This is a genomic window from Pedobacter sp. (genome assembly GCF_041662865.1).
Lineage (GTDB): Bacteria > Bacteroidota > Bacteroidia > Sphingobacteriales > Sphingobacteriaceae > Pedobacter.
Genome location: NZ_JBAZRL010000028.1, coordinates 1 through 13,928, shown reverse-complemented (window position 1 = coordinate 13,928; position 13,928 = coordinate 1). Strand labels below are relative to the sequence as shown.

At 33.1% G+C, this 13,928-nt stretch carries 10 protein-coding genes and 1 riboswitch; of the genes, 4 read left to right on the top strand and 6 right to left on the bottom strand.

Annotated elements, in window-relative coordinates; genetic code table 11:
* Positions 1–2: 2 nt before the first annotated feature.
* Together WC622_RS10550 and WC622_RS10545 are read right to left on the bottom strand one after the other, a co-directional pair.
* Positions 3–1,874, bottom strand: coding sequence for a TonB-dependent receptor plug domain-containing protein (locus tag WC622_RS10550; RefSeq protein WP_372819650.1), 1,872 nt, complete (start codon positions 1,872–1,874; stop codon positions 3–5).
* A 91-nt stretch (positions 1,875–1,965) separates the two neighbouring features.
* Positions 1,966–2,158: riboswitch (cobalamin riboswitch) on the bottom strand.
* Between the two features lie 30 nt (positions 2,159–2,188).
* Positions 2,189–3,070: a polyphosphate kinase 2 family protein gene (locus tag WC622_RS10545; RefSeq protein WP_372819649.1), complete on the bottom strand. Its 882-nt coding sequence runs from the start codon at positions 3,068–3,070 to the stop codon at positions 2,189–2,191.
* Between the two features lie 122 nt (positions 3,071–3,192).
* Between WC622_RS10545 and WC622_RS10540 the strand changes: the two genes are divergently transcribed.
* Together WC622_RS10540 and WC622_RS10535 are read left to right on the top strand one after the other, a co-directional pair.
* Positions 3,193–5,646, top strand: coding sequence for a transglycosylase domain-containing protein (locus WC622_RS10540; RefSeq protein ID WP_372819648.1), 2,454 nt, complete (start codon positions 3,193–3,195; stop codon positions 5,644–5,646).
* Positions 5,647–5,721: 75 nt separating this feature from the next.
* Complete coding sequence (locus WC622_RS10535; protein ID WP_372819647.1) at positions 5,722–8,841, top strand: basic secretory protein-like protein; 3,120 nt, start codon at positions 5,722–5,724, stop codon at positions 8,839–8,841.
* 51 nt (positions 8,842–8,892) lie between these two features.
* On the opposite strand, the gene WC622_RS10530 is transcribed toward WC622_RS10535, so the two are convergent.
* Positions 8,893–9,243: a GIY-YIG nuclease family protein gene (locus tag WC622_RS10530; protein WP_173269060.1), complete on the bottom strand. Its 351-nt coding sequence runs from the start codon at positions 9,241–9,243 to the stop codon at positions 8,893–8,895.
* Positions 9,244–9,377: 134 nt separating this feature from the next.
* Here WC622_RS10530 and WC622_RS10525 point away from each other — a divergent pair, with 134 nt between their 5' ends.
* Together WC622_RS10525 and WC622_RS10520 are read left to right on the top strand one after the other, a co-directional pair.
* Complete coding sequence (locus WC622_RS10525) at positions 9,378–10,154, top strand: XRE family transcriptional regulator (protein WP_372819646.1); 777 nt, start codon at positions 9,378–9,380, stop codon at positions 10,152–10,154.
* 67 nt (positions 10,155–10,221) lie between these two features.
* On the top strand, positions 10,222–10,677 hold the full coding sequence (locus tag WC622_RS10520; RefSeq protein WP_372819645.1) for a hypothetical protein: 456 nt from the start codon (positions 10,222–10,224) through the stop codon (positions 10,675–10,677).
* A gap of 63 nt (positions 10,678–10,740) precedes the next feature.
* Here WC622_RS10520 and WC622_RS10515 read toward each other — a convergent pair whose 3' ends face one another.
* From WC622_RS10515 to WC622_RS10505, 3 genes are all read right to left on the bottom strand, one after another.
* A complete protein-coding gene (locus tag WC622_RS10515) occupies positions 10,741–11,433 on the bottom strand; it encodes a GDSL-type esterase/lipase family protein (RefSeq protein ID WP_372819644.1) in 693 nt (230 codons plus the stop codon).
* An 11-nt stretch (positions 11,434–11,444) separates the two neighbouring features.
* On the bottom strand, positions 11,445–12,806 hold the full coding sequence (glpT, locus tag WC622_RS10510; protein ID WP_372819643.1) for a glycerol-3-phosphate transporter: 1,362 nt from the start codon (positions 12,804–12,806) through the stop codon (positions 11,445–11,447).
* Between the two features lie 16 nt (positions 12,807–12,822).
* Positions 12,823–13,928 (bottom strand): alpha-galactosidase (locus WC622_RS10505; protein WP_372819642.1); only part of this gene is annotated, 1,106 nt, incomplete at its 5' end.

Genomic DNA, 13,928 nt, shown 5'->3' with positions numbered 1-13,928 from the left:
TTTTAAAAATTAAAGTTTACACCAGCATTCATATTAAAGCCCATTGTGTTGTAACCAATAATTTCTGTATATTTCTCGTTAGTTATGTTTTTCAAATCTGCGAAGATTTTAACACGTTTTTTAGCTAAAGCATATTCAGCGTAAAAATTGAACAAGTTATACGAGTCCAATACTTTATTTACCGATGGATAAGTACTAAAGTCACTATCTGTGCGCTCTCCAGTAAATCTGTAATTCGCACTTACATATAAGTCAGTTGTTGCTTGTACGCCTACATTTGCACCATACGTATGTTTTGGTCTGCGTAATAAAATATCAGAAACTACAGTTCCAGAAGTTTGTTTACCTTCAACATAAGCATAATACCCGTTTACTGAGAATATTCCTAATTTAACGCCTGGCTCTAGCTCGAAACCTTTATCATTCTGTTTATCTTGATTCAAATACCCATTAGCACCATAGATAATGGCATCAGTCATATTACGTTTAAAACCAACAACGCGAAGATTTACCTTTTCATTTAAGAAATTAAAATGTGCACCAGCTTCATAGCTTGTAGATTTTTCTGGTTTCAAGTTTAAATTAGCGCCATATTGACCAAATAACATTTCTAAAGTAGGTGCTCTAAACGCAGATGATACTGTCCCAAAAATCTTTACTTCTTTTGTAATATTAATACTTGGTGTTACAGCATAAGTAAAGTTCTCTCCATATTTATTATGCTTATTGTAACGACCACCAACTTCTAAATTAAACACGCTTAAATCATGCAAAAACAAAGATGCATAGGTGCTAAATAAATTTGCAGATGGTTCTGTATGAGTTGTTGCACCAAAATGAGTAACTGTTGTAGCTCTATTATCTAAACCTAAAAGCAGATTTAATTTATTGCCTAAGTTTTGATTATAAAAAACATCTACCAAATTCATGCTTCCTTCGTATTTACCCGAATATGTACTTATATAATCTCTAGAAGTATTTTCATGGCTATAATTTAACGTGATTTTTCCTTTATCTAATTGATAAATTGCATTTAAGCCACCATTAAAATGTTTTGAGACAGATGTGTTTTTTGCATCAGTAAAAGCATCATCATCGTAATCAAATTTACCATAGAAATAACGTAGAAATGGATTTACACTTAAGCGTTTATCCAATTGTAGTGAAAAATTAGCGTTTAATGCATCTTGTTTTAAACCATCTTTATCAAAAGCTTGTATATTTCCTACCGGATTAGCAGCTTCAGAAATACCATCAGTTTTAAAATGCGAATAGCTTAAGTTATATGTAAATGCATCCACTTTACTACTTAAGCCTATGGTACCTTTGTAAGAATTATAGCTTCCAGCACTAGCTACACCGTAAATATTGTTTCCTTTTTTACCAGATTTTTTAGTGATAATATTCACCACTCCTGCTACAGCATCAGACCCATAAATTGTAGATTGTCCTCCTCTTAAAATTTCAATGCGCTCAATTTGATCAATAGCAAACATGCGTAAATCGAAAGCACCACCATTTCCAGATGGATCAGTAACCAAAATACCATCAACTAAAATTACAGCATAAGCACTACCAGCACCTCTCAAAAATAGACTTTTGTCTTTTCCTGCATTACTTCCTACACCTCCAATTGTAATTCCAGCTTGCTGATTTAATAATTCAGCTAGATTTCTCCCACTACTACGAGCTAATTCTTCGCTCGTAATTACTGTTACTACTTTACCTGTTTGTGATTGTTTTTGATCGTTTTTTGTAGTTGTAATAACCACTTCATTAAGATTTTGGGCTTCTTGAGCCACGGCTTTGTTCCCCAATAGGGCTAACTGTACAAGTCCTAGACCTGCAGCAATTAATTTAGTTTTTTTGTTCATTTGTTGTGAGTTTTTCACACACAGCAACAGAATCAGAATAGAAATGAGGTATTAAAAAAGTCCCACTCCTAGCTTCAATCCCCGAAAGCTATGAAATATTAAACTTTTAGGCAGGTCTTCTGACTTACTCCGGTTTCTCTGTCTTCCCATCCGCTCGATGCGAAAAGTGACGTTAGATTTGAAAAACTTGTTTAGAGCTTACAGCTGCGGGACAGTTACAGAATTACACTGTATTCCCTTTTAATTCCGATATTAAATCGGAAACCAAAAAGCGATGCAAAGGTATATTTTAATTTGTAATGAAGAAATCAGATTTATTTTTCATTTAGCAACTGTTGTTTAATAGTTTCTAATTGTTCAGCTTCTTCTTTCGGTAAAACTGGATATTTTAAATTAAGTGATTCTAAAGTTTCCTCAATTATTTGACTAATAGCTAATCTGGCATACCATTTTTTATCTGCCGGAATTATATACCAAGGCGCAGTATCTGTTGAAGTTTCTTTAATCGTTTCTTCATAAGCAGCCATATATTCATTCCATAAGGCTCTTTCTTTTAAATCGCCAACAGAGAATTTCCAATTTTTACTTGGCTCATCTATCCTATCTAAAAAACGTTGTTTCTGTTCGCCTTTAGAAACATGCAGAAAGAATTTTAACACAACTGTTCCATTTGCAGTAATGTGTTTTTCAAAATTACGGATGCTCTCATATCTTTCTTTCCAAAATTTCTTACCAATTTTTTTTACATCATCGATTCCAGGAATATTCTCACTTAAAACATATATTGGATGTACTTTACAAACCAAAACATTTTCATAATGTGAGCGATTATGAATGCCAATTTTACCTCTTTCGGGCAAGGCTTTAGCATGTCTCCATAAAAAATCGTGACTATACTCTTCGCTATTAGGAGTTTTAAAGCTATATACTTGACAGCCTTGTGGATTTAAGCCAGACATGACATGTTCAATTGCACTATCCTTACCTGCCGCATCCATAGCCTGAAAAATAACTAATAAAGAATGAGAATCTGATGCATATAGAGCTTCTTGATAATCTTTTAACTCTCCTTTAACACGTTCAAGCTCTTCTTTACCAGCTTCTTTGTCTAAATGACCATCGTAAGTAGTGCTGTAATCTTTTAATGAAAATTTACTTCCGCCTTTAGCTAAATATTTTTTTGTATTGGTTTTCATGGTAAAATGATTTATATTTTTAAATATAGACTAAAATTTAAGCAAATTAAATACGTTAATTTGTACTATAGTTTTAACACAATTTAACAGATAATATTTCACGTTTTTTCCATCTTTATCCCATGTTTAAAGAAATAAAAAATAGATACGTTCGCTATATCACACTTTTTGTATTTTTCATAGTTATTTTCTTTTGTGCATTACAACTAAATTTCTTGTGGCTCTTTGGCTACTCTCCTTCTTATAAGGACATTAAAAAACCTGCACAACGTGTTGGTTCAGAATTATATACTTCAGATGGAAAATTAATTGGCCGTTATTTTAAAGAGAATCGCACACCTGTTAACTATAACGAAATATCACCCAGCATAATTAATGCTTTAGTTGCCACCGAAGACGTTCGTTTTTATAAACACTCCGGCATTGATATTCAAGCTGTTGGTAGAGCTGTTGTTGGTATGGGAAAAGATGGTGGCGCAAGTACAATAACACAGCAATTAGCAAAAAATTTATATCGAACACGTTATAGTAAATCGTCTGGCCTTGTTAAACATATTCCTTTGGTAAGAACTTTGGTTTCTAAACTAAAAGAATGGATGACGGCCTTAAAATTAGAATCAAATTATAGCAAAAACGATATCATTACCATGTATTTAAATACGGTTTCATTTGGTAATAATACATATGGTATAAAAACAGCATCGAGAATATATTTCGATAAAGAAGCTAAAGAATTATCCACAAACGAAGCCGCATTACTAGTTGGTATGCTAAAAGGCACCTCATTTTATAACCCACTTAAATATCCAGAAAGAACATTAGACCGAAGAAATACAGTTTTAAGTCAAATGAATAAGTATAAATATTTAAGTAACGATAGCCTAACATTACTTTCTAAGCAACCAATGCAATTAAAAGAAGGTAAAATGCAAGATAGTAGCGATGGCGATTCTTATTTAAGAGCTGCTGTTGACAAATATTTGGAAAAATGGTGCGAAGAGAACAATGTTGATTTATATGAAGATGGTTTAAAAATCTACACAACTATCGATTCTAAATTGCAAGGTTACGCCGAAGAAGCTGTAAAAGATCAAATGAGAATTTTGCAAAGACGATTTTATAACGTTTGGGGAAATGAAGATCCTTGGGAAGATTCAGAACGCAAAAAAGTAGATTATCCGGATAGAGCAAAAAAGAATTTACCTATTTACGCTTTATTAAAGAAGAAATACAACAACAATACCGATTCTATTGACGCTTACTTCAGTAAGAAGAAAAAAATGAGAATCTTCTCCTACAAAGGCGATAGAGATACATTGTTTTCAACCATGGATTCTATCCGTTATTACGGTAAAATTTTAAATACTGGAATGATGACTATGGAACCAAAAACTGGAAAGATTAAAGTTTGGGTTGGAGGTATAGATCATAAATTCTTCAAATACGATCACGTTAATCAAGCAAAAAGACAAGCTGGATCTACTTTTAAACCTTTTGCTTATTTAGCTGCTCTAGAAAGTGGTATGAGTCCTTGCGATAAATTTGTAGACAAGCCCGTTAAAATACCTTATCAAAAGGCAGGAAAAACAGAATACTGGGAGCCAAAAAATGCTGATTGGAGTAATAGTTATCAAGAAATGTCTTTACGTTGGGCAATGGCAAAATCGGTGAATACCATAACTGCCCAGGTAACGGAAAAAGTTGGATGGGATAATGTAGTAAAATGGGCACATGAGTGTGGCATAGAAAGTAATTTAGCTTCAGTTCCTTCAGTAAGTTTAGGACCAAATGATGTTTCTGTATTTGAAATGGTAAAAGCTTATGGTACTTTTTTAAATGAGGGTGTAAAAACTGACCCTATTTTAGTAGAACGAATTACCGATCAAAATGATAAAATAATTGAAGAATTTACACCTAAAACTAAACGCGTATTAACAGAAGAAATAGCTTGGCTAATGTTGTATATGTTTAGAGGTGGAATGGACGAACCAGGAGGAACTTCTCAGGCTTTATGGGAATGGGATTTATTTAAAAAGAATAATCAAATTGGTGGTAAAACGGGTACTTCTTCAGATTATGTAGATGCGTGGTATATGGGTATTACCAAAGACTTAGTGACTGGTGTTTGGGTGGGTTGCGACGAACGTACTGCTCATTTTCAAAATGGTGATCAAGGTGAAGGTTCCCATACAGCCTTACCAATTTTCGCTAAGTTTATGGAAAAAGTGTACCATGATCCAAATAGTGGATATACCTACGGCCCTTTTCCAAAATCAAAAGTAGAAATTACAAGAGAAATTAATTGTCCAACACCTCGTCAACAGATTGATACAACTGAAGTAGATAGTACACAAGTTGATTCATTAGACATGAGTATTCCAATTACGGATGAACAAATACCAGTTGTCAAACCAGAAACTGAAGTTCAGAAAACTGAGGAAAAGAAAAATAATGAAACAGCACCTAAACAAGCTCCCGTTACACCTGTTGTTCCATTAACTAAAAAAGAAGAAAGAGAATTACGTAGAAAACAGCGTCAAGAAGAAAAAGAAAAAAATAAAAACGGCGGAGGTTAGTTATTTGTATTTAAAACTAAATAGCATACTTTTTCGTAAATTAATACTTTATACTGTTCTTAAAAATTTATAACTATGAATAGAAACTCTACTTTGATAAGGAAGCCCTTGTTAATTCTATTATTTATTTTGGTGTCCGTTTTTTCGGTGCAAGCCCAATATTTTGGACAGAATAAAGTAAGATATAAGAATGAGGATTTTAAAGTGCTACATACACCTCACTTTGAAATTTACTATTACATTAAGAATGAAAAACTTTTAAAAAACTTTGCCCAAGATGCGGAAACATGGTATAAAATGCATCAAGAAGTTTTTCGTGATACTTTTCTAACTAAAAATCCAATTATCTTATACAATAATCACCCTGATTTTCAGCAAACAACAGCATTAAATGGAGAAGTTGGTATAGGAACGGGAGGTGTAACTGAGGCGTTAAAAAATCGAGTTATAATGCCTATAATGGATATAAAAAGTCAAACTAGGCACGTTTTAGGGCACGAATTGGTGCATGCTTTTCAATATCACCTTTTGCTAGAGAAGGATTCAATAAGCTTAGAAAATGTTGGAAATACTCCTTTATGGATGGTAGAGGGTATGGCAGAATATTTATCTGTTGGAAAAAAAGATGCCTTTACCTCTATGTGGATGCGTGATGCGTTATTAAATCGCGATATTCCTTCTCTAAAAGACTTAACAAACTCTAATAAATACTTCCCTTATCGTTATGGTCAAGCATTTTGGACGTTTGTAGGCTCACTTTACGGAGATACGACAATCGTTCCATTATTTAAAGCTACAGCTAGATTTGGATATGAAAACGGAATTAAATATACGTTCGGATATGATGATAAAACATTGTCTGGTTTGTGGAAAAACTCTATTGAACAACATTACAGGCCTTTATTAAAAGCTGATAGTTCTCAAATTAAAATTTCAGGAACTAAAATTATTGATAATAAAAATGCTGGTAACATGAATGTGGCGCCAGCTATTAGTCCAGATGGTAAATATTTAGCTTTCCTTTCAGAGAAGGATTTATTCGGTATAGATTTATTCCTAGCCGATGCCAAAACTGGAAAAATTCTTAGAAAATTGAGTAGTCAGGTCGCAAATTCACATATTGATGATTATAATTTTATAGAATCTGCTGGAGCTTGGTCACCCGATAGCAAACAATTTGCCTTTAGTATTTTTAGTAAAGGTAAAAATCAAATGCTTGTAATTGATGTAGCTAATGGCGCTACCCTATTTCAAACAGACATGGGTAAAGTAGAACAATTTGGTAATTTAACTTGGTCTCCAGATGGAAAAGAAATTGCCTTTTCTGGAATGGTAGAAGGACAGAGTGATATTTTTTCTTACAATATGAGTACGAAAGAAGTAGCTCAGATTACCAATGATGATTTTTCTGATTACGCACCGAGCTTCTCTCCAGATGGTAAAAAAATAGTTTTCTCATCTGATAGAGCCGCGATAGCCAGCGGAAATATTAATGCTGTTAATCCAATTAATTTAACCGTTTATGATATTTCAACTAAATCATTGACCAACATTCCAGTTTTTCCTGGGGCAAATAACTTAAATGCACAGTTTTCTGGAGATAGCAAGCGTATATTCTTTTTATCAAATCGCGATGGTTTTAGAAACTTATACGAATACACTTTAGGCGATAATACAGTAAAACAACTGACGGATTATTTTACAGGGATAAGTGGTATTACAGAGTTCTCTCCTGCTATAACAGTTTCTAGAAATGATGATATTGTATATAGCTATTATCGCTATCAACGCTATACGCTATATAATTCGCCATTAAGTAATTTTAAAGCTAAACCTGTTGGCGCACAAGATGTAAATTTTGATGCAGCGATACTACCTCCAATGGAAAATGTTGGAGTAAATATTGTAAACTCTAATTTAGGCAACTTTGATCGCTTTGAGAAAATAACTACTGATTCAATGAATGTTGTTCCATATAGAGCAAAATTTCGTTTAGATTATTTAGCGAATAGTGGCGTAGGTGTTTCTGCAAGCAGATTTGGAGCAGGTGTACAAGGTGGTATTATTGGTATGTTTAGTGATATATTGGGCAGAAATCAAATTATCGCTAACCTTTCTATAAATGGAGAAATTTATGATTTTGGAGGATTAATTGGTTATATCAACCAGAAAAATAGAATTAACTGGGGAGTTGGTATTTCTCATATTCCGTATGTTACGGGTTTTAGAAGTATAGGTGTTTATAATCCTTCATCAGGTGCAGATCCTATTGATACAGTAAGTACTAATATTTTACGCACATTCGAAGATAAACTTGAATTGTTTGGTTCTTATCCTTTTAACAAAATCCATCGTTTTGAAGCTGGTGTTGCTGGCTCTTATTATAGCTATCGATTAGATAGATTTAATAACTATTATCAATCTGGCACTTATCCTTATGGATATTTAGGTTCAGATCGACAAAAAGTATCGAATGCTCAAGCCACAAATACATTGGGAATTCCATTAGAACCATTTGCTATTTTCCAAACGAATGCATCATTTATTGGAGATAATTCAATATTTGGGGTTACCGCTCCTTTGGACGGTTTTAGATATAGAATTGGTGTTGAAAAATATTTTGGAGATTTTAGTTTTACAGCTGTTACGGCAGATTTAAGAAAATACTTTAGAGTAAAACCAGTTACTTTTGCAGTACGGGCATATAATTACATGCGTTTAGGTCGAGATGGAGAAAATCTTTATCCGTTGTATGCTGGATACAGTTATTTAATAAGAGGATACGAAGCAAATTCATTTTATAATAGTAAAGTAGCAAATACTGGAAATTTTGATATCAATCAATTATCTGGTAGCAAACTAGCTGTATTTAATTTTGAAGTTAGATTACCATTCACAGGACCTAAAAAATTAGCTCAAATTCCATCTAAGTTTTTATTTACAGATTTGAATCTATTTTTTGATGCAGGTTTAGCTTGGACTGAGGATTCGAAAGTTTCTTTCAAAGGTGAACCAAATGGCATTTTATTACCAGATGGTACTCCTGCAGAACGTGTACCTGCAATAAGTGCTGGAGTTTCTTTAAGAGTAAATGTATTTGGTTATTTTGTAATTGAACCTTATTACGCTATTCCTTTCACACGTTCAGACGTAAAAGTTGGCGTATTTGGATTAACCTTTGCTCCTGGTTGGTAGTATAATTCAGCATAGTATTAAAAGCGTCTCGATTAAACCGAGGCGCTTTTTTTATGATAAGATACTTAATGGTAAAGCTACTTGAGTATTCAATTTCTGATGAGAAAGGATATTTTCAAAATCCAAACCAATAGTTAAGTCAATCCAATCTGGATTACATGAACGAACAATTCTTTCTTTCTGCATTCTAGTGAAACGGCTCACCAATTTAAAACGGCTTAACGCTTGAACTTCAGTTTTAAATTCTTCAAAATAAACCAAGCGAGTTAATTGTTGGCCGCTGTCAAAAAACAAGTTTGGCATTTGTTTATAAAAATCAAGTGTTTTGATAAGGTCTGCACTCATTCCTACGTGTAAACTTGTACGATTTCTGTCGGTTACGATGTAAACAAATTTTTTCATGGCTTCTCGGCTTAAAGATTAAAAACTAAATTAATTAGATAAATGTTTGTACTTTTAATAAATATTACTAACTTTATGAGCACAATAATACTAACAATTTTAGTAAAAACAAATTTATTTTAAAATTATTTTTTATGTCAAACATTTCATCAAACCTTAAATACTTAAGAAAGAAAAAAGGTCATACACAGCAACAATTCGCTGATGCTATGGAAATTAAGCGTTCATTAATTGGAGCCTATGAAGAAGATAGAGCGGAACCAAAATATGACTTACTAAAAAAAATAGCAGAATATTTTGATTTAACGATTGATGAATTTATTAATGAAAGTATAAATGATAATTGGAAACCGAAACCAAAAAGCCAAGGCTCTAATTTAAGGGTATTAAGTATTTCTGTTGATCAAAACGACAATGAGAATATAGAATTGGTACCTGTAAAAGCTAGTGCAGGTTATTTAAATGGTTTTTCTGATCCACAATACATTCAAAATTTACCAAAATTTCAGCTTCCCTTACCTGCTTTAAGACAAGGTACATTTAGGGCATTTGAAATTATGGGAGATTCTATGTTACCGATACAACCAGGAAGCGTAATTATTGGAGAATACATGGACAATTGGAATGATGTAAAAACAGGAGAAACGTATGTTATCATTAGTAAAAATGAAGGTGTAGTTTACAAAAGAGCAGGCAATCGGTTTAAAGAAAACAAAGAATTGAAATTAATTTCAGATAATAAAGTATATGATCCATACGCAATAGATGCAGACGATATTTTAGAGATTTGGAGAGCAAAGGCATATATATCTACCACGTTACCTGATCCTACTCCAGAGCCAACTATAGAAACATTATCGAGCATGATGGCTCAAATGCAAAAATCAATCTCTCAATTAAATAAAAATTAACACTTTTTAACGTATTGCTTTTAAACTGTTTAGACTTTTTTATATCTCACTAATAAAAGCAACGTATATGAAAAAATTAATTCTAAGCATAGCAATTGTAGTAATTGGATTTACTTCAGTTTATGCACAAGACAGCACTCGAGTAAGAAAAGCACCCAAAGCTGCTAAATTTACTGCAGAGCAAAGAGCAGAAATGGCTAGTAAAACCATGCAACAAAAATTAGCGCTAACTGATGACCAAAAACAAAAGGTTTATCAAGTAGAGTTAGATCGCATTAAAAAGAATGATGAATGGCGTAAAGAAGATAAAACCACCGTGAATGGTAAAACAGAAGAACGCAAAGCTTTTCTAAAAGCAAGCAAAGAAAAAATGGATGCTATTTTAACAGCTGAACAGAAAAAAACTTTGGCTGCATCTCGTGATGAAATGAGAGCAAAAATGAAAGATAGAAAAGGACCAAAAGGCCCACATCGTGGTGACAAAACTCCACCACCTGCACCAACGCCTCCTGCAAATAATTAGAAATTAAAAGAGCCCCGACATTTTATCGGGGCTTTTTTATCAATGCAAAGAAATGATAATCAACTACTTTAGATAACCACCAGCATTTAAAAAATCTGCCCAAACTTTATATCCCCCTGGAATAAGATGCAAACCATCTTTGGTAAGTTCTGCTCTTAAATGGTTATCCTTGTCTAAAAATTGAGGATACAGATCTATAACAGTCACTTTTTTAGCTTTTAACTTTCTAATTTCGCTGTTTAACCAAAGAATATGATCATCCTTACCGTAATGATTTTTGAATTTCTCGAATGATGCATTGACTGGCAATAATGTATTGAAATAGATATGAGTTTTCTTAGATCCCTTTCTAATTCGTTCTATAATTTTCTTATAATTACCTAAAATCACACTGTCGGGTATATTTCTAGAAACATCATTTATTCCTATTAGGATAAATATTTTAGAGGGTTTTCCGTCAATTACATCTTGTAAACGCTCTAAAACTCCAAATGTAATATCACCAGAAATACCTCTATTTTTCGCCTGTGGCAAACCTAAAAGTTTAGCCCAATCTGTACCAGCGGTAATGCTATTTCCTAAAAAGATATAATCCTTTTTTGATTTTACATCAGCCCTAAATTTTGCAACTTGTTCTACATATTTTCCTGGGCGATAGGTACTATCCCATTTTACAGTTTGGGCACCAGCTTGATTAAAAGCAATTACAAAAATTAACCCTATTGCTAATAATAACTTATTAAAATTTGTTTTCATACAGAATAAAATTAATGAGATAATGGTGTAAGATTAGCTAGGTTTTTCTTTTCTCTATTCCAAGTAAATGATGTAAATATAATTGCCAAAACACAAGATAAACTTATGCCTATTAAAGCAAAATCCCATCCATTATATTTAACGATATAACCAACTCCTGTATTTGCTAACTGATCTCCAATAAAATAACCGAATAAGCCTGTCAAACCAGCAGCCGTACCAGCGGCCTTTTTTGGTACTAAATCTATTGCTTGTACACCAATTAACATTACAGGACCATAAATAAAGAATCCAATTGCCCAAAGTGAAACATTTTGTATGGTGTGGTTTTCTCCTGGATTTTTCCAATAAACTAACACAGCTATTAATGTCATAGCCATATAAATAATGGTTACTGGAGCTCTCCTACCTTGAAATAATTTATCGCTAATTATACCACAAAGAATTGTACCAGGAATAGCTGCCAATTCATAAAATGAAGATGCCCAGACAGACTGATCTGGTGTATAGCCTTTTGCCTCTTGCAAAAATAATGGCGCCCAACTTACAATTCCGTTCCTTACTACGTAAACAAAAGCATTGGCAATTGCTATATACCATAACAAACGGTTATTAAATACATATTTAAAAAAAATATCTTTTGCAGAAAATTCTTTTTCTTGTGTTTTCGCATCATAACTTTTAGGGTAATCATTATTATATTCTTCTATTGGTGGTAAACCAACTGATTGTGGCGTATCTCTTACCAAAAGTAGCGCCACTAAAGCAAATATAATAGAAACCAAACCTGGGAAATATAGCTTAGCATGCCAGTTTGAAAATAATTCTATCGCTAAAATAGTTAATGGGCCTGCAAAAAATCCACCTGCATTATGTGCTAAATTCCAAAAAGACATCACTGTTCCACGTTCCCGAACTGAATACCAATGCGCTACTACACGACCGCAAGCTGGCCAGCCCATACCTTGAAACCAACCATTAATAAATAATAAAATGAACATTATCGCAACTGAAGATGTTGCGAATGGGATAAGTCCCATAAAAATCATCGTAAAGGCTGATAAAACCAAACCAATAGATAAGAAATATCTTGCATTGCTCCGATCAGAGACATTACCCATTAAAAATTTACTAAAACCATAGGCGATAGAAAGAGCTGAGGCTACAAGTCCAAGCTGGCCAGTATCATAACCTTGGTTTTTAAGATCGGGAATTGCAAAAGAGAAATTTTTCCGCACAAAGTAATAAGCCGCATAACCAATAAAAATTCCAATAAAAACTTTAATTCGTTCTATACTATAAATTGATTTTACTTTAGCATCTGGCAATAAAGGTTTATGGGCCGCAGGAGCCGGGAAAATTCTAAAACTCATACTTGGTTAGTTGTTGTTAGTTGACTTCATTTATTTCTAAGACCACACTGGTTAAAGGATCTGGGTTATTCTTATTTGTTTCAATACCAATATTCATCAGGTATTCTCCATTATAGATTTTATCATTACATGGCAAAGCCGATTTTACATTAGGAATTAAATTTATCTCTTTAATCTTATATTTTTTTAATGGATCTAAACCTTGGAGTTTAACTGGAGAAAATATTTCTCTATATCTAGAACTTAAGCAATAAGCAAATAATACAGCTTGTGTTTTTGCTCCATTACTGTACATCAAAACAGCTTTATTGTTTTCGTAAGGAGAAACCAAACGATACAAATTACCTTGATAAATTGTAGGACTAATTCGTTTATAATTGGCTAAAGATTGCTGACTAAACAATAGTTCATCTTTGGTAAACTCGTTTACATCAATATCGTACCCTAATTTATCCATCATTGCAACATCTGTTCTAAACTTTAAAGATTGTTTTCCCCAACTGGTGATGTGGTTTGCAATTGTATTTGCTGGAAAAAAATAAGAATATCCCCATTGGATAAAAACCCTTTCTAGTCCATCAGTATTGTCGCTTGGCCAAAATTCTGTAAAATATTTTAGGGCGCCATAATCAACTCTACCACCGCCTCCTGAGCAAAGCATAATTGGTATATGAGCATATTTTTTTCTTATTCTTTCTAAAACGGAGTAAAGTGCTTTGGTGTATTCTATGTATAAATGGGATTGATTATAACCTAGATAACTTGAATAACCATTTGTAATTGTCCTATTACAATCCCATTTAATATATGCCAAGGTTGGGTTTTCTTTGAATAAATCATCAACAATTTTAAACACGTAGTCTTGTACTTTGGGATTGGTTAAATCAAGTACCAATTGGTTACGTTGGTAATTTTCAGCTCGGTTTGGCAATTTTAATATCCAATCGGGATGCTTCTCATACAATTCACTTTTGGGGCTTACCATTTCTGGTTCTAACCAAATTCCAAATTTAATTCCCTTTTCTGTTGCTGCCTTTACTAAATAAGAAACTCCATCTGGCAATTTCTTTTTATCAGCCATCCAATCGCCTAAACTTGTTTTGTCGTTATCGCGAGGATATT